Source organism: Streptomyces sp. AM 2-1-1, from assembly GCF_029167645.1.
Lineage (GTDB): Bacteria > Actinomycetota > Actinomycetes > Streptomycetales > Streptomycetaceae > Streptomyces.
Window position 1 is genome coordinate 4,421,091 of the sequence record NZ_CP119147.1, and the last position, 16,005, is coordinate 4,437,095.

The following is a 16,005-nucleotide window of genomic DNA, read 5'->3' on the forward strand; positions in this document are numbered from 1 at the left end:
CGCCGGGGGCAGCGCCCAATCGCTTCGCCCAATGTCGTGCCCGTACGCATACTCTGGGCCGGACCATCTCGGAGATCCCGGAGTACACGGTGCAATTTCACGATTCGATGATCAGCCTTGTCGGCAACACCCCGCTGGTCAGGCTGCGGAGCGTTTCGGCGGGCATCCAGGCGACCGTCCTGGCCAAGGTCGAATACTTCAACCCCGGCGGTTCGGTGAAGGACCGCATCGCGCTGCGCATGATCGAGGCGGCCGAGCAGAGCGGCGCCCTACGACCCGGCGGCACCATCGTCGAGCCCACGAGCGGCAACACCGGCGTGGGGCTCGCCATCGTCGCCCAGCAGAAGGGGTACAAGTGCGTCTTCGTCTGCCCGGACAAAGTGTCCACGGACAAGATCAATGTGATGCGCGCCTACGGCGCCGAGGTCGTCGTCTGCCCGACGGCGGTCGATCCCTCCCACCCGGACTCGTACTACAACGTCTCCGACCGGTTGGTCCGTGAGACCCCCGGTGCCTGGAAGCCCGACCAGTACTCCAACCCGGACAACCCGCGCTCGCACTACGAGACCACCGGTCCCGAGCTGTGGGAGCAGACGGAGGGGCGGATCACGCACTTCGTCGCGGGGGTCGGCACCGGCGGCACCATCACCGGGACCGGCCGCTACCTCAAGGAGGTCAGCGACGGGAAGGTCACCGTCGTCGGCGCCGACCCGGAGGGCTCGGTCTACTCCGGCGGTTCGGGGCGCCCGTACCTGGTGGAAGGGGTCGGCGAGGACTTCTGGCCGTCCGCCTACGACCGGACCGTGACGGACGAGATCGTCGCCGTCTCGGACAAGGACTCCTTCCAGATGACCCGGCGGCTCGCCAAGGAGGAAGGGCTGCTCGTCGGCGGTTCCTGCGGCATGGCGGTCGTCGCGGCGCTGGAGGTCGCCCGGCGGCTCGGCCCCGACGACGTCGTGGTCGTCCTGCTGCCGGACAGCGGACGCGGTTATCTCAGCAAGATCTTCAACGACGAGTGGATGGCCGACTACGGCTTCCTGGAGGACACCGGTCCCTCCGCGCGGGTCGACGCGGTGCTGGCCCACAAGGAGGGCCCGATGCCCTCGCTCGTCCACATGCACCCGGACGAGACGGTCGGCCAGGCGATCGAGGTGCTGCGCGAGTACGGCGTCTCCCAGATGCCGATCGTGAAGCCGGGCGCCGGACACCCGGACGTGATGGCCGCCGAAGTCGTCGGCTCGGTCGTCGAGCGCGAGCTCCTGGACGCCCTCTTCACCAAGCGCGCCTCGCTCACCGACCCGCTGGAGAAGCACATGTCGGCGCCGCTGCCGCAGGTCGGATCCGGTGAACCGGTCGAGGACCTGATGGCCGTGCTCAGCGGCTCCGGGGCCGCCGACGCGGCGATCGTGCTGGTCGAGGGGAAGCCGAAGGGCGTCGTGAGCAGGCAGGACCTGCTCTCCTTCCTGGCGAAGGAGAGCGGCGTCACCGTCTGACCGGTCCGGCCGGCGGCTCTCCGTCGCGAAACTGGTACGAGCGCGTCACGTCCACGCAGCACCCGCTTAACACGGGTCGGGCAGATTACTGGGTGTCGGCAGGGAAACCCGCCGGCACCCAGTACGGCGACAGGGACTACGGAGCGGCTCCCGGACCTCCTCAGTCGCCAGGACGCGAGCGCCCGGCCCTGACCCGGACCGCGTCCCTCGCGGGGACCGCCGTCGTCCCGCCCCCCGGGCGACCGGGGGTGCGGCGGTCCCCGCGACATGCTTCCGACACGGCCGGCCGGTCACCCCGGCCGGCCGTCGTCGCGTCCGGCTGCCCCCTCCGGCAGCTTCGGGCCTCCCCACCGCCGGCCGTCTCCCTCCCTGCCTCCCGCCCCGCTGTATATGGACATGCACTCCGCTTGCTGGCTGAATGGACACGACGGTCGCGTTCGCGACGGGCAGCGGACCGCGGGGCGGTACGGGACGGCGGCGGACCGCGTCGGCGGCGGAGTGTGCGGAGGCAGGGCATGGGCGGGAGCACCCCCGCAGCACGGTTGCAGCGGCTCTTCGAAGGGCGGCGGCTGACACCGACCCAGCGGCGGATCGCGCACTCCCTGGTACGCGGGGCCGCCGACGCCCCCTTCCTCTCCAGCGTCGAACTCGCCGAGCTGGCCGGGGTGAGCCAGCCCTCCGTCACCCGGTTCGCCGTCGCCCTCGGCTTCGACGGCTACCCGGCGCTCCGCAAGCACCTGCGGGAGACCGGGCCCGCCGACGCGGACCGGGACACGGGGGAGGAGACGTACGCGTACAACGCCTACCAGCAGGCCGTGCACGCCGAGATCGAGAACCTGCGCCGCCTCTCCGACCTGCTCGCCGACCCCGCACCGCTGGAGCGGGCCGGCCGGCTGCTGGCGGATTCGACCCCGCTGCCGGTGCTCGGTCTGCGCGCCGCGTCCTCCCAGGCCCGCGGGTTCGGCTACTTCGCCGCGAAGGTCCACCCCGACGTCCGGGTCCTCGACGAGGGCGGCTCGATGCTGCAGGACCGCATCGAGTCGGCCCGCCGGGCCGGCGCCCGGGTGCTGCTCTGCTTCGCACTGCCCCGCCACCCCAGGGAGACCCTGGACGCACTCGGTTACGCCCGCGACCAGGGCCTGACCACGGTGACCGTGGCCGACTCGGTCTTCGCCCCGGTCGCCGCGCTCAGCGACCTGCTCATCCCCGCGCCGGTCGGCACCGGCCTCGCCTTCGACACCGCCTGCGCCCCGATGCTGCTGGGCCGGGTCCTGCTGGAGTCCATGTGCGACGGGCTGCCGCAGGCGCAGGCGCGGCTGGAGTCCTTCGACGCACGGGCGGCGGCGCGGGGGCTCTTCGTCGAGTAGCGGTGCGGGCGCCCGGTGGCGACGCCGGCACCCGCCCGGCTCGGCGCAGGTGCCCGAAGGCCCTCCCCGACGTGAGCGGGCTTCCCCGATTCTCGGACGCGCCTCGGACACGAGCACTGATCTGCGCGCCCGGAGGAACCGGCCGGAACGCCGGTGCGGGCGTGGAGAGGGGTACGGAGACGGGGCGCGGAACACAGTCGTCGGCGAGGGTGGCTGATCGTGCGGCCGGGGCCGCACCGCTGTGGTGGCGGGGTCTCCTGGTGACCGCCGTGGGGGCGCTCGTCCCCGCCGGGACGGGGCGCCGGGCGGCCGTGTGACCCGGGCCGGCGCCGAGGTGGACGCGCCGCTGCCGCCCGTCCCCCTCACGCGAGGGGGCGGACGGCAGCGGCGCGGTCCGGGTACCGGAGGGGTCGTCAGACCTCCAGGTCGGCCTCGATGCGCTTCAGCTGGTGGCGGGCCATCGCGAGGTTGGCGCGGTTGGAGTCGAGGACCAGGTAGAGGAAGAGCCCGTTGTTGCCACGGGTCTGGAGCAGCCTGATCAGGTGGTACTGGCCGCTCAGGGTGATCAGGATGTCCTCGATCTCCTCCTTGAGACCCAGGTGCTCCATGGTGCGCAGCTTGGCCCGGACGACATCGGTGTTGCCGGCGGCCGCGACTTCGAGGTTGAAGTCCTTGCCGCCGCCGAGGGTGCCCAGGGCCATTCCGCTGGTGTAGTCGACGAGAGCGACACCGAGGGTCCCCTCGATGGACGTCATCGCTTCCTTGAGTGCGGTTTCGGTGTTGGCCATGCGTGCTCGTTTCCTTTCCCTGGCCGGTCGGGACGACCGGACCCTTTTCTGTGTGACGGTTCTGTTCCTGGCTGTGGAGTGGGGGAGGCCCGGCCGTGTCCCGCCGCCCCTACACGGGGCGTTGCGGCAGCGCGCGGGAGTGCGGGGGCCTGGCGGGCGCCGGCGGCGGAGTCCGCTCGACACGGTCCAGCGCGGAGTCGACGAGTTCCCCGACCCGGGCACTCGCCCTGCGGCCCTCCAGGTGGAGACGGCCGACGTTGATGCGGTCCTCGGCGAGCAGCGTCAGTACGGCGGACGAGCCCGCGGCGTACGTCGCGATGTAACCGGACTCGCCGCGCACGAGGAGCTCACGGAACCCGGCGCGGCCGGTGGCCTCCGTCATCCTGATCGCGACGCCGAGCGCGGCGGCGGTGAGGGCGGCGACCCCTTCGGCCTCCACGCCGGGGGTGTCGTGGGCCAGCACCAGACCGTCGGTGCTGGCGGCCAGCGCGCCGCCGATGAGGGGCACCCGGGCCCGCAACCGCTGGAGTTCGTCGAGGACGTCCCGCAGCTCAGCCTCGGACACCATCAGTTGTCTCCTCCCGGCACGCTGTCTGAGCGCGCGTATCACAGGGCCTCCAATGCATCGCGGAGCCGGCGCAGCAGAGCGACGTCCGGATCCGACGTGACGTCGGGGATGGTGACCCGGCCGGGCGTGGCCGCCCCCGGCAGCACCGTCTTGCGCACGGGCGCGACCAGTCCGGCGGCGGCGAGCCTCCGCAGGTCGACGAGGGTGTGGAAGGCCGAACGCCCCAGCACCTGCGCGATGTCGGAGGCGGTCCGTACCCCGTCGACCAGCTCCAGGACGTGGCGCTGGCGCGAGGGAACCGGGGCGTCGAGGGGGTGTGGGGCACGTACGAGCGGGGCGCTGTCGGTCAGGGCGTCGGGCCAGATCCGGTCCAGCAGCTCCCGGCGCCGGAGCGTCTCGCGCTCGACGGCGCCCACGGCGACCGGCCGGACCGGGCCGATCCAGTGCGAGACGCCGTACCGGAACCTGGTCGGCGTACGGGTCGGGGCGAGGACGAAGAAGGCGGCGTCGTAGAGCGCCCCCAGATGGCACAACTCCAGTGCCCCACCGGGTACATGGCCGCTGTCGACGAGGTAGCGGCCGACCCGCTGCCCGGCGCCCGCCTGGGCGACCGCGTCCCACCAGCGTTCGTGGCGCAGCGCCCCGCCCGTGGTGAGCAGGACGTCGATGCCGGGGGTGGACGGGCTCTCCGCGTGCACCACCTTCCCGTCGGCGAGGTAGAGCGTGCCGCGGTCGCGCATCAGGGCGCCGGTGGCGCGTTCGGCGGCGAGCCGCTGGAGCATCGGGGAGAGGACGGCTGCCTGGTCCACCTCGGGAGGCGTCGTCCTGGTGCTCATGCCAGGACCAGCCGTTCGGCCAGCTCGCCCAGGCGTATCCGGGCGAGGGCGAGGTTGCCGTCGGTCCGGTCCAGCCAGAGGTGGAGGAAGACGCTGCTGTCGAAGACCGTCTCCACGAAGCGGATCACGTGGTAGCCGGTGTGGGTCGTGACGATGACGTCCTCCACCGGCAGACCGGTGCGGCCGTTCGCGTCCGTCCGCCCGTCGGTGTAGGGGCTGAGGGTGAAGGCGGGCTGCTCCGCCGCCATCCGGGCCACCTCGGCGGTCTCCGCCGCGGTGGCCTCGTGATCGCCGTTGGGCGAGTCGCCGATGGTGCCGAGGGCGAGGCCGCTCGTCCAGTCGACGACGGCCGCGCCCCGGGCTCCGGGCAGTCTCATGACGTCGAGCAGGCACTCGTCGATTCCCGGCACCGCGGCTTCCCCTCCAGGCAATGGTGTGACGGAGCAGTGAGCCTGAGGCTACGCAACGTGGCCGCGCCGGGAACGCGGTTTGGCATTTTCCAGTGGTACATGCCGAAGGCCGTGTGCGGGAGTTGAGAAGAAGGCGTGAGGGAGAAGTCTGACAAAGGGAGGGTTGCGGGCGGAAGACCGAGTCGACGATTGATCGGTCTGTTCCAGTTCTCGACGGTATCCGCCTCTTCGAGTCCGCAGGTCGAGGGAGTAAAAGTTCTTGGTGTCCGGAATTCGCCGAATGGCGTGAAAGCCACGGAGCCCTCCGGGCGCCCGCCGGGATGGCACGTGTCATCCCGCCGGGCGCCCTTCTCGTGCCCTTCCCGCCCCCTCCCGGCGCCTCCCCTCTCTGTGCGGCGCCCGCCACGCGTGTCTGGCGGCCTCACCATTGACTAGAACTATTCAGCGGATCAGGATGTGAATGGACGCTGTACGGCCGAGGCGTCGGCGGAGGGCCGCCGGGAGCGGGCCGGAACAAGGAGGCGCACCATGTCAGGACCCCGCCCCGTCAGGGCCGCGCGCGGCACCGAACTGAGCACCCTGGGCTGGCAGCAGGAGGCCGCCCTGCGCATGCTCCAGAACAACCTGGACCCCGAGGTCGCCGAGCACCCCGACAAGCTGGTCGTCTACGGCGGCACCGGCAAGGCGGCCCGCGACTGGCGCAGTTACGACGCCATGGTCCGTACCCTGCGCACGCTCAAGCAGGACGAGACGATGCTCGTCCAGTCCGGCCGCCCCGTCGGGGTGATGCGGACCCACGAGTGGGCCCCGCGCGTGCTGCTCGCCAACTCCAACCTGGTGGGCGACTGGGCGAACTGGGAGGAGTTCCGCCGCCTGGAAGCGCTCGGCCTCACCATGTACGGCCAGATGACCGCGGGCTCCTGGATCTACATCGGCACCCAGGGCATCCTCCAGGGCACCTACGAGACCTTCGCCGCCGTCGCCGCCAAGAAGTTCGGCGGCACCCTCGCCGGAACCATCACCCTCACCGCCGGACTCGGCGGTATGGGCGGCGCCCAGCCGCTCGCCGTCACCATGAACGACGGCGTCGTGATCTGCGTGGACTGCGACCCGAGGGCCATCGACCGCCGGATCGAGCACCGCTACCTCGACGTACGGGCGGACGGTGTGGCGCACGCCCTCGCGCTCGCCACCGAGGCCCGCGACGCCCGCCGGCCGCTCTCGATCGGACTCCTCGGCAACGCGGCCGAGATCCTTCCCGGCCTGCTCGCCGCCGGGGCGCCCATCGACATCGTCACCGACCAGACGAGCGCCCACGACCCGCTGGCGTACCTGCCCGTGGGCGTCGGCTTCGACGAGATGGCCACGTACGCCGCCGAGAAGCCCGCCGACTTCACCCGCAGGGCCCGCGAGTCGATGGCCCGGCACGTGGAGGCGATGGTCGGGTTCATGGACGCCGGGGCCGAGGTCTTCGACTACGGCAACTCGATCCGGGGCGAGGCGCGCCTCGCCGGGTACGACCGGGCCTTCGACTTCCCCGGCTTCGTGCCCGCGTACATCCGGCCGCTCTTCTGCGAGGGCAAGGGGCCGTTCCGCTGGGCGGCGCTCTCCGGCGAGGCCGCCGACATCCACCGCACCGACCGGGCGATGCTCGACCTCTTCCCGGAGAACGAGTCCCTGCGCCGCTGGATCGGACTCGCCGGTGAACGCGTCCACTTCCAGGGCCTGCCCGCCCGGATCTGCTGGCTCGGCTACGGCGAACGCGACCGGGCCGGGGAACGCTTCAACGACATGGTGGCGAGCGGCGAACTCGCCGCCCCGCTCGTCATCGGCCGCGACCACCTCGACTGCGGCTCGGTGGCCTCCCCGTACCGGGAGACCGAGGCCATGCTCGACGGTTCGGACGCCATCGCCGACTGGCCGCTGCTCAACGCCATGGTCAACGTCGCCTCCGGGGCGTCCTGGGTCTCCGTCCACCACGGCGGCGGCGTCGGTATGGGGCGCTCCCTCCACGCGGGTCAGGTCACCGTCGCGGACGGCACCCCGCTCGCCGGGGAGAAGATCCGCCGGGTGCTCACCAACGACCCCGGCATGGGCGTCATCCGCCATGTCGACGCCGGGTACGAGGGCGCCGAGAGGGTCGCCGAGGAGCGCGGGGTCCGGGTCCCGATGCGCGAGGGTGAGCGCCGGGGCGAGGGCGACGCGGACGGGGCGGCCCCGGGCGCGGACGGGCGGGAGACCCCGTGACCCGCCGGGCCCCGGCCGGCCGCGACGGTGAGGCGTCTTTCCGCGAGATGTGGCGCGACCTCGCCCCCCTCGGCCGGCACTCCGGCTCCGGCGGCTACCGCCGCTACGCCTGGACCGGCGCGGACGCCGACTGCCGGGCGTGGTTCCGCGCGCAGGCCCTCGCGCGCGGGCTCTTCCACGAGAGCGACCGCAACGGCAACCAGTGGGCCTGGCTCGGCGACCCCCTGGCGGGCGACGCCGTGGTGACCGGCTCGCACCTGGACTCCGTGCCGGACGGCGGTGCGTTCGACGGCCCGCTCGGGGTGGTCTCCGCCTTCGCCGCACTCGACGAACTCCGGCACCGCGGCGTGGCGTTCTCCCGTCCGCTGGGGATCGTCAACTTCGGCGACGAGGAGGGCGCCCGCTTCGGTCTCGCCTGCGTCGGCTCCCGGCTGACGGCCGGACGGCTCACCCGGGCCGAGGCCCACCGGCTCACCGACGCCGGGGGGATCACGCTGCCCCGCGCCATGGAGGCCGCCGGGTACGACCCCGAGGCGATCGGGCCCGACCCCGAACGCCTCGCCCGCATCGGCGCGTTCGTCGAACTCCACGTCGAGCAGGGCCGGTCCCTGGACCGTACCGGCGACCCCGTCGGGATCGCCTCCGCCATCTGGCCGCACGGCCGCTGGCGGTACGACTTCCGGGGTGAGGCCAACCACGCCGGGACCACCCTCCTCGCCGACCGCCGCGACCCGATGCTGACCTACGCCGAGACCGTCCTCGCCGCTCGCCGGGAGGCCGAACTCGCCGGGGCCCTCGCCACGTTCGGCAAGGTCGCCGTCGAGCCCAACGGCGTCAACGCCGTACCGTCCCTCGTCCGGGGCTGGCTCGACGCGCGGGCCGCCGACGGCGCCACCCTCGACGCCGTCACCGCCGCCGTCGAGCGGGCAGCCCGGGACCACGCCGAGCGGGCGGGCCTCGCGCTCGACGTCGTCCGCGAATCCTTCACCCCCGTAGTCGAGTTCGAGCACGCGCTGCGCGACGAACTCACCCGGATCCTCGGCGGGGGCGGCACGGAAGGCGGGGGCCGTACGGAAGCCGGGGGCGTCACGGGCACCGGGGGGCGCACCCGGGACGGGAGCCGTGCCGTGCCCGTCCTCGCCACGGGGGCCGGACACGACGCGGGTATTTTGTCCGCATCCGTGCCGACCGCCATGCTGTTCGTACGGAACCCCACCGGCGTCTCCCACTCGCCCGCCGAACACGCCGACGAGCCGGACCGCGCGGCCGGGGTCGCCGCACTCGCCGACGTACTGGAGGGTCTCGCATGCAGGTGACGACGGAGTACTGGCTCTCCCACGCCTGGCTCGGCACCCACGTCGAACCGGGGGTCGCCCTCGACGTCGCGGACGGGCTGATCACCGCCGTCCGCACCGGCGTCGCGGCCCCGCCGCCCGGCGCCACCGTGTTGCGCGGGCTCACCCTGCCGGGGCTGGCCAACACCCACTCGCACGCCTTCCACCGGGCCCTGCGTTCCATCACCCAGGCGGGCTCGGGGACCTTCTGGACGTGGCGGGAGCGGATGTACGAGATCGCCGCCGTGCTCACCCCCGACACCTACTACGCGCTCGCCCGCGCCACGTACGCCGAGATGGCCCTCGCGGGCATCACCGCGGTCGGCGAGTTCCACTACCTGCACCACGGTCCCGGCGGCACCCCCTACGCCGACCCCAACGCCATGGGCGAGGCGCTGATCGCCGCCGCCGCAGAGGCCGGCATCCGCATCACCCTGCTGGACACCGCCTACCTCGCGGCCGGCTTCGGCGAGGAACCCGACCACCACCAGCTCCGCTTCTCCGACACCAGCGCCGACGCCTGGGCCGAACGCGCCTCCGCGCTCCGGGGCGGCGACCACGCCCTGATCGGCGCCGCCGTCCACTCGGTACGGGCCGTCCCGGCCGACCAGTTGGAGACCGTCGCCCAGTGGGCCGCCGACCGTGCCGCCCCGCTCCACGTCCACCTCTCCGAGCAGACCGCGGAGAACGAGGCCTGCCTCGCCGCCCACGGGCGCACCCCGACCCGGCTCCTCGCCGACCACGGCGTCCTCGGCCCCCGCACCACCGGCATCCACCACACCCACCTCACCGACGAGGACATCGCGCTGATCGGCGCCTCCGGTACCGGCACCTGCATGTGCCCCACCACCGAACGGGACCTCGCCGACGGCATCGGCCCCGCCGTCGCCCTCCACCGCGCCGGCTCCCCGGTCTCCCTCGGCAGCGACAGCCACGCCGTGATCGACCTCTTCGAGGAGGCCCGCGCGATGGAGCTCGACGAGCGGCTGCGCACCCACGTCCGCGGCCACTGGACGGCCGCAGCCCTGCTCCGCGCGGCCTCCGCGACCGGCCACGCGGCCCTCGGGCGACCGGAGGGAGGCAGCATCGTCGCCGGAGCCCCGGCCGACCTGGCGACCGTGGCGCTGGACTCGGTGCGCACCGCCGGACCGGGGGACCGGCTCGCCGCCGAGACCGCCGTCTTCGCGGCGACCGCCGCCGACGTGCGGCACACGGTCGTCGCGGGGCGGCACGTCGTCCGCGACGGGCGGCACGCGCTGGTCGACGACGTGCCCGCGGCACTCACCGACGCCATCGCCGCCCTGCGCGACTGACCTCCCCGCGCGACCGAATCACCGGGCGACCGAACTCCCCGCGCGTCCGAACTCCCACCGCCGGCGGCGCCGGTGACCGCCGGTGACCGCCCGCGGAGCGCCCGGAGCACGACCGAGCCCGACGAAGAACGACGAGAGCAGCCACCCATGCCGAGCACCGTCCTCACCCGTATCTCCGGCCTGGTCACCAACGACCCCTCCCAGGGGGACGGCTCCCCGCTGGGCCTCATCCGGAACGCGGCCGTCGTCATCGACGGCGACCGCGTCGTCTGGACCGGCGAGTCCCACGCGGCGCCCGCCGCCGACCGGGCCGTCGACGCGGGAGGCCGGGCGGTGCTTCCCGGCTTCGTCGACTCCCACTCCCACCTGCTCTTCGCCGGCGACCGCACCGAGGAGTTCAACGCCCGGATGTCCGGGCGCGCGTACACCGCCGGGGGCATCCGCACCACCGTCACCGCCACCCGGGCCGCCACCGACGAGCAGCTCGCGGCCGGGCTCGTACGCCACCTCGACGAGGCGCTCCGCCAGGGCACCACCACCTTCGAGACCAAGTCCGGCTACGGCCTGACCGTCGCGGACGAGGCCCGCGCGCTCCGCGTGGCCGCCGGCCTCACCGACGAACTCACCTTCCTCGGCGCCCACGTGGTGCCCCCCGAGTACACCGACGACCCGGCCGGCTACGTCGCGCTGGTCACCGGCCCGATGCTGGACGCCTGCGCCCCGTACGTCCGGTGGATCGACGTCTTCTGCGAGCGGGGCGCCTTCGACGGCGACCAGGCCCGCGCGGTCCTCACCGCCGGTCGGGCGAAAGGGCTGGAGCTCCGGGTGCACGCCAACCAGCTCGGTCCCGGCCCGGGCGTGCGGCTCGCCGTGGAGCTGGATGCCGCGTCCGCCGACCACTGCACCCACCTCACCGACGCGGACGTCGAGGCCCTCGCCACCGGGAACACCGTCGCCACGCTGTTGCCCGGCGCCGAGTTCTCCACCCGCGCGGCGTGGCCGGACGCCCGGCGGCTGCTCGACGCGGGGGCCACCGTCGCGCTCTCCACCGACTGCAACCCGGGCTCGTCCTACACCTCGTCGATGGCGTTCTGCCTCGCCCTCGCGGTACGGGACATGGGCATGACCCCCGACGAGGCGATTTGGTCCGCCACCGCGGGCGGGGCCGCCGCGCTGCGCCGTCGCGACGTCGGCCGCATCGCTCCCGGTGCCCGCGCCGACCTCCTGCTGCTGGACGCCCCCAGCCACGTCCACCTCGCCTACCGGCCGGGCGTCCCGCTGGCCGCCGGGGTCTGGCGGCGTGGCGTCCGCGTGGTGTGAAAAGCCGGGGGAGCGGGGTCCGTTCACGGCTGTGGCCGCCCGGGGTTCCCGGGCGGCCACAGCCGCGGACGCACGCGCGGGGAGGTCACTCCTGGACGGTCAGCCCTTCGCGGAGCCGGACCAACGTCCGAGAGAGCAGCCGGGAGACGTGCATCTGGGAGATGCCCAGCTCCTCGCCGATCTCCGACTGGGTGAGGTTGGTGACGAAGCGCAGCGACAGGATGAGCCGGTCGCGCGGCGACAGCGCGGCGATGAGGGGCTTGAGGGACTCGACGTACTCGATCCCCTCGATGCCGTGGTCCTCGTAGCCGATGCGGTCGGCCAGCGACCCCTCGTGCTCGTGGTCGTCGGACTGGGCGTCCAGCGAGCCCGCGCTGTAGGCGTTGCTCGCGGCCAGGCCCTCCACGACCTCCTCGCGGGTCAGCCCGAGGTGTCCGGCGAGTTCGTCCGTGGTGGGCGCCCGGTCCAGCCGCTGCGCCAGCACGTCGCCTGCCTTGGCCAGGTCGATCCGCAGCTCCTGCAGGCGGCGCGGTACGCGCACGGCCCAGCTGGTGTCGCGGAAGAAGCGCTTGATCTCGCCGATGATCGTCGGCATGGCGAAGGTCGGGAACTCGACGCCCCGGCTCAGGTCGAACCGGTCGATCGCCTTGATCAGACCGATCGTGCCGACCTGGACGATGTCCTCCATCGGTTCGCTGCGGGTACGGAACCGCGCGGCGGCGAACCGGACGAGGGCGAGGTTCAGCTCGACCAGGGTGTTGCGCACGTACGCGTGGGCGTGGGTGCCCTCCTCCAGGGTGCCGAGCCGCTCGAAGAGCGTCTTCGACAGCGCGCGGGCGTCCAGCGCTCCGACGGTCGCGGGGGAGGGAATGGCGGGAAGCCCTTCGAGACCTTCCCCGCCTCCGAAGCCTTCCGAGTCCGTGAAACCTTCGTCCGTGGGGCCCTCCCCGTCGGCGGCCGCTTCCTCGTCGGCCGGGGTGGTCGCGCCGGTGGGGGCGGCGCCGGTGGGGCTCTCGACGGTGCTGCCGCCGGTGTGTCCGCGCGGGCCGGGAACGGCCGCTGCGGGGGAGTCGGAATTGGTCGGTCCCTGGGGACATGCCGACGCCGCGTCGTGGGTACGCGAACCGTCGAGCCGGGGTGACATGGTTCTCCTCCAGTGTCTCGGCATCGGGCTGCCGAAGCCGTTCCGTGCTGCTGCGGTGAAGCGGCGCCTCCGAAGCCGGTAAGGGGTGGATGAAGCGGGTGTCCCTCTACCCTTACCTGTTCGGCGGCGGGAGTGACAAGCTCCAATTAGGCGTTATGTCCGGTTTGTTGATATCTCCCGCTACCGCGGGGCGGACGGAGCGCGTAATGTTTCGCGCATGTCGCGGCATGAGCGCGGACACAGGTGTGGGGGTGGCTGAATGCCGCCCCATGCCCCACTGACCAACGGCGAAGAGGGACGGCATGGACCGCGGGACGGTCGGCAGTACGAACCGGGGAAGACTTCAGGTCGAGACCCGTACGGAGGGCGTCAGCGAGATCGTGACGCCGGTGGGTGAGCTCGATCACCACACCGCGGATCTGCTGCGCGAACCTCTGGAGAGTGCGGTCGAACAAGGGCGCGTGCGCCTGATCGTCGACTGCTCCGGGCTCGAGTTCTGCGACTCCACGGGACTCAACGTCCTGCTCGGAGCGCGCCTCCAGGCCGAGGAGGCGGGTGGCGAGGTCCACCTGGCCGGCATGCGGCCCGTCGTCGCCCGGGTCTTCGAAATCACCGGCGCCGAGGCGGTCTTCACCGTCCACGCCACCCTCCAAGACGCCCTGGGCTCCTGAGGTGGCCTTCTCCCGCCACCCCCGGGTGGCCCGGCGCTCACGCGTGTCACTCGATCCGCAGGCCGGAGAGGGTGTCGTCCACGTCCCGCCGGGCAGGAGAAGATCCGGTGGAGCTTCAACGGCCCGTACCAATGTTTTTGACCCGTATCTGTTCGATGGCGACTCGGTGAATCGGTGAGGTGAAGCGCTGATGAGCACCACCCGGCAGCATCCGCCGGGCGGCCTCGGCCGCGAGCCGGACGGAGAGGACGCGCAGGCGTCCGCACCCGTCCCGGCCGACCGGCAGTGGCGCACCCTCGCGTTGCGGGAGGCCGTCGGCATCGTCCCGATGGCCCGCGACTTCGCACGGCAGGCCCTGCACGACTGGGGCTGGCTGCCCGCCGAGGGCGCCGACCGCCGTGCGGCCGCCGAGGACGTCCTCCTGGTCGTCTCCGAGCTGGTCACCAACGCCTGCCTGCACGCGGGCGGCCCCGAGGAACTCCGGATCGGCGCCACCTCCAAGGTGCTGCGGATCGAGGTCGCGGACGGCGGCGCGGGACAGCCCACGCCGCGCACCCCGCACCGGGCCGGCCGCCCCGGCGGCCACGGCATGTTCATCGTGCAGCGGCTCTGCCTGGACTGGGGCGTGCTGCGCGCCCCCGACGCGCCCGGCAAGACCGTCTGGGCGGAGCTGGCCGCGCCGCCGGCCTGAAGACCCGCGGAACCACGACAGGAGGGCCGCCGCACCGAGCACTCGGTGCGGCGGCCCTCCTGTCGTGGTTCAGGGATCCGTCGTGTCAGCGCACGTCGCCCATGAGCTTCTTCACCTTGCCGCGGTACACGAAGACCGCGGCGCCCGCGAGGACCGCGAGGGCGGCCTGCAGGGTGACGATCCCGGTGCCGTTCAGGTCCACGCCCGCGATGGAGAGCAGGCTGGTGGTGCAGTCGCCCGCGGTGACCGCGAGGAACCAGACGCCCATCATCTGACTGGCGTACTTGGCCGGAGCCATCTTCGTGGTGACCGAGAGGCCGACCGGGGAGAGCGTCAGCTCACCGACGGTCTGCACGAAGTAGATCGCGACCAGCCACATCGCCGCGGCCTGGTGGCCGTCGGTGGCGATGGTCAGCGGCGCCAGGAAGAGGAAGAACGACGCACCGACCAGCACCAGGCCGGAGCTGAACTTCACGATCGTGCTGGGCTCCTTGCCGCGGCGGTTCAGCGCCATCCAGAAGGCGGCGAAGACCGGCGCCAGGGCCATGATCAGGACCGGGTTGACCGACTGGTACCAGGAGACCGGGAAGTCCCAGCCGAACACCGTGTTCTTCGCCGACGACTCGGCGAAGATCGCCATCGTCGAGCCGCCCTGGTCGTAGATCATCCAGAAGAGCGCGGCGGCGACGAAGAACCAGATGTACCCGGAGACCTTCGACTGCTCGGTGGCGCTCAGGTCCTTGTCGCGCTTGATGCGGGTCAGGACCATCACCGGGATGACCAGGCCGGCCACCGTGATCGGCACCAGCAGCCAGTTCAGCGTGTAGACGCCGGTGGCGACCGTGATGACGTAGAAGACGGCGGCGACGGCGAGCCAGATCATCGACTTGCGCAGGGTGGAGGCGCGCTCGGTGGCCGAGAGCGGCTTGGGGGTCTCGAAGCTGCGCGCGTCCAGGTGGCGGCTGCCGAGCATGAACTGGGCGACACCGAGCGCCATGCCGAGGGCGGCCAGGGCGAAGCCGAGGTGCCAGTTGACGTTCTCGCCGACGGTGCCGATCACCAGCGGGGCCGCGAAGCCACCGAGGTTGATGCCCATGTAGAAGATGGTGAAGCCACCGTCGCGGCGCGGGTCGTCCGGGCCGTCGTAGAGGTGGCCGACCATCGTCGAGATGTTGGACTTCAGCAGACCGGAACCGATGGCCACGAGACCGAGGCCGACGAAGAACGTCCCCTCGGAGGGCAGCGCCAGGACGAGGTGACCGACCATGATCACCGCGCCGGCGACGGCCACGGTCTTGCGCGGGCCCCATATTCGGTCGCCGAACCAGCCGCCGGGCATGGCGAGCAGGTAGACGAGCGACAGGTAGACCGAGTAGATCGCCGTCGCCGTGGCCGGGTTCATGTGGAGCCCGTTGGGAGCGATCAGGTACAGGGGGAGCAGGGCCCTCATGCCGTAGTAGGAGAAGCGCTCCCACATCTCGGTCATGAAGAGCGTGGCCAGGCCGCGGGGGTGGCCGAAGAAGGTCGCCCCGCCGGTCTGGCCGGCGGTTTCCTTCGTCAGGCTGGACGCCATGGTCGATCCTTGCTGATGGGGACGTGCCTTCGCCGCGAAGGCGGACACGCCCGGTGGGGGGTGGCCGGCACCGGCGCGCTCATGGCCCTGCCCCTCGCCTGAAAGGGGCTCACTCCGCCTTCCGGCCTCCCCGTGCGGGAGGTACGGACACGGGGGACCGACCGCGTCGGGATCCACACCCGGTGCGCGTCCTCGCGCTCCGGGCCCGGCCCACAGGTCATTCACTCGTTTACAAGACTGGCGGGGACCA

General features: G+C 72.6%; 14 protein-coding genes. 8 read left to right on the plus strand and 6 right to left on the minus strand.

The window, feature by feature from the left end:
* The first annotated feature begins 89 nt into the window (after window positions 1-89).
* Window positions 90-1,493, plus strand: a complete 1,404-nt coding sequence (locus tag PZB77_RS19440; protein ID WP_275493877.1) for a cystathionine beta-synthase — start codon at window positions 90-92, stop codon at window positions 1,491-1,493.
* Between the two features lie 515 nt (window positions 1,494-2,008).
* A complete protein-coding gene (locus PZB77_RS19445; protein WP_275493878.1) occupies window positions 2,009-2,860 on the plus strand; it encodes a MurR/RpiR family transcriptional regulator in 852 nt (283 codons plus the stop codon).
* A gap of 413 nt (window positions 2,861-3,273) precedes the next feature.
* On the opposite strand, the gene PZB77_RS19450 is transcribed toward PZB77_RS19445, so the two are convergent.
* The 4 genes from PZB77_RS19450 to PZB77_RS19465 all read right to left on the minus strand — a co-directional run bounded on the left by PZB77_RS19450 (window position 3,274) and on the right by PZB77_RS19465 (window position 5,462).
* Window positions 3,274-3,648, minus strand: coding sequence for a hypothetical protein (locus PZB77_RS19450; RefSeq protein ID WP_275493879.1), 375 nt, complete (start codon window positions 3,646-3,648; stop codon window positions 3,274-3,276).
* A gap of 109 nt (window positions 3,649-3,757) precedes the next feature.
* Window positions 3,758-4,216 carry a roadblock/LC7 domain-containing protein gene (locus PZB77_RS19455; RefSeq protein WP_275493880.1) on the minus strand — a complete coding sequence of 153 codons (459 nt, stop codon included), beginning with the start codon at window positions 4,214-4,216 and terminating at the stop codon, window positions 3,758-3,760.
* A gap of 38 nt (window positions 4,217-4,254) precedes the next feature.
* On the minus strand, window positions 4,255-5,052 hold the full coding sequence (locus PZB77_RS19460) for a transcriptional regulator (RefSeq protein WP_275493881.1): 798 nt from the start codon (window positions 5,050-5,052) through the stop codon (window positions 4,255-4,257).
* Window positions 5,049-5,462 carry a hypothetical protein gene (locus PZB77_RS19465; RefSeq protein WP_275493882.1) on the minus strand — a complete coding sequence of 138 codons (414 nt, stop codon included), beginning with the start codon at window positions 5,460-5,462 and terminating at the stop codon, window positions 5,049-5,051. The genes PZB77_RS19460 and PZB77_RS19465 overlap by 4 nt, the downstream gene beginning before the upstream one ends.
* Window positions 5,463-5,990: 528 nt before the next feature.
* Here PZB77_RS19465 and hutU point away from each other — a divergent pair.
* From hutU to hutI, 4 genes are all read left to right on the plus strand, one after another.
* Complete coding sequence (gene hutU, locus PZB77_RS19470) at window positions 5,991-7,709, plus strand: urocanate hydratase (protein WP_275493883.1); 1,719 nt, start codon at window positions 5,991-5,993, stop codon at window positions 7,707-7,709.
* A gap of 47 nt (window positions 7,710-7,756) precedes the next feature.
* Complete coding sequence (locus PZB77_RS19475) at window positions 7,757-9,025, plus strand: allantoate amidohydrolase (protein ID WP_275496131.1); 1,269 nt, start codon at window positions 7,757-7,759, stop codon at window positions 9,023-9,025.
* Window positions 9,016-10,356, plus strand: a complete 1,341-nt coding sequence (locus PZB77_RS19480) for a formimidoylglutamate deiminase (protein ID WP_275493884.1) — start codon at window positions 9,016-9,018, stop codon at window positions 10,354-10,356. The genes PZB77_RS19475 and PZB77_RS19480 overlap by 10 nt, the downstream gene beginning before the upstream one ends.
* A gap of 147 nt (window positions 10,357-10,503) precedes the next feature.
* Window positions 10,504-11,676, plus strand: a complete 1,173-nt coding sequence (hutI, locus tag PZB77_RS19485) for an imidazolonepropionase (RefSeq protein ID WP_275493885.1) — start codon at window positions 10,504-10,506, stop codon at window positions 11,674-11,676.
* A gap of 85 nt (window positions 11,677-11,761) precedes the next feature.
* Here the strand turns inward: hutI and PZB77_RS19490 are convergent, their stop codons facing one another.
* Window positions 11,762-12,820: an RNA polymerase sigma factor SigF gene (locus PZB77_RS19490; RefSeq protein WP_275493886.1), complete on the minus strand. Its 1,059-nt coding sequence runs from the start codon at window positions 12,818-12,820 to the stop codon at window positions 11,762-11,764.
* A gap of 302 nt (window positions 12,821-13,122) precedes the next feature.
* Here PZB77_RS19490 and PZB77_RS19495 point away from each other — a divergent pair, with 302 nt between their 5' ends.
* A complete protein-coding gene (locus PZB77_RS19495; protein WP_275493887.1) occupies window positions 13,123-13,491 on the plus strand; it encodes an STAS domain-containing protein in 369 nt (122 codons plus the stop codon).
* A 190-nt stretch (window positions 13,492-13,681) separates the two neighbouring features.
* On the plus strand, window positions 13,682-14,182 hold the full coding sequence (locus tag PZB77_RS19500; RefSeq protein ID WP_275493888.1) for an ATP-binding protein: 501 nt from the start codon (window positions 13,682-13,684) through the stop codon (window positions 14,180-14,182).
* Between the two features lie 85 nt (window positions 14,183-14,267).
* Here PZB77_RS19500 and PZB77_RS19505 read toward each other — a convergent pair whose 3' ends face one another.
* The gene (locus PZB77_RS19505) at window positions 14,268-15,755 is read right to left on the minus strand and encodes an oligopeptide:H+ symporter (protein ID WP_275493889.1); all 1,488 of its coding nucleotides are present in this window, start codon (window positions 15,753-15,755) and stop codon (window positions 14,268-14,270) included.
* Window positions 15,756-16,005 lie beyond the last annotated feature (250 nt).

Bases quoted from the DNA above. Each gene is read 5' to 3' on its own strand.
- PZB77_RS19445 (WP_275493878.1), top strand. From the start codon at position 2,009: ATGGGCGGGAGCACCCCCGCAGCACGGTTGCAGCGGCTCTTCGAAGGG.
- PZB77_RS19450 (WP_275493879.1), bottom strand. From the start codon at position 3,648: ATGGCCAACACCGAAACCGCACTCAAGGAAGCGATGACGTCCATCGAG.
- PZB77_RS19455 (WP_275493880.1), bottom strand. From the start codon at position 4,216: ATGGTGTCCGAGGCTGAGCTGCGGGACGTCCTCGACGAACTCCAGCGG.
- PZB77_RS19460 (WP_275493881.1), bottom strand. From the start codon at position 5,052: ATGAGCACCAGGACGACGCCTCCCGAGGTGGACCAGGCAGCCGTCCTC.
- hutU (WP_275493883.1), top strand. From the start codon at position 5,991: ATGTCAGGACCCCGCCCCGTCAGGGCCGCGCGCGGCACCGAACTGAGC.
- PZB77_RS19475 (WP_275496131.1), top strand. From the start codon at position 7,757: ATGTGGCGCGACCTCGCCCCCCTCGGCCGGCACTCCGGCTCCGGCGGC.
- PZB77_RS19480 (WP_275493884.1), top strand. From the start codon at position 9,016: ATGCAGGTGACGACGGAGTACTGGCTCTCCCACGCCTGGCTCGGCACC.
- hutI (WP_275493885.1), top strand. From the start codon at position 10,504: ATGCCGAGCACCGTCCTCACCCGTATCTCCGGCCTGGTCACCAACGAC.
- PZB77_RS19490 (WP_275493886.1), bottom strand. From the start codon at position 12,820: ATGTCACCCCGGCTCGACGGTTCGCGTACCCACGACGCGGCGTCGGCA.
- PZB77_RS19495 (WP_275493887.1), top strand. From the start codon at position 13,123: ATGGACCGCGGGACGGTCGGCAGTACGAACCGGGGAAGACTTCAGGTC.
- PZB77_RS19500 (WP_275493888.1), top strand. From the start codon at position 13,682: ATGAGCACCACCCGGCAGCATCCGCCGGGCGGCCTCGGCCGCGAGCCG.
- PZB77_RS19505 (WP_275493889.1), bottom strand. From the start codon at position 15,755: ATGGCGTCCAGCCTGACGAAGGAAACCGCCGGCCAGACCGGCGGGGCG.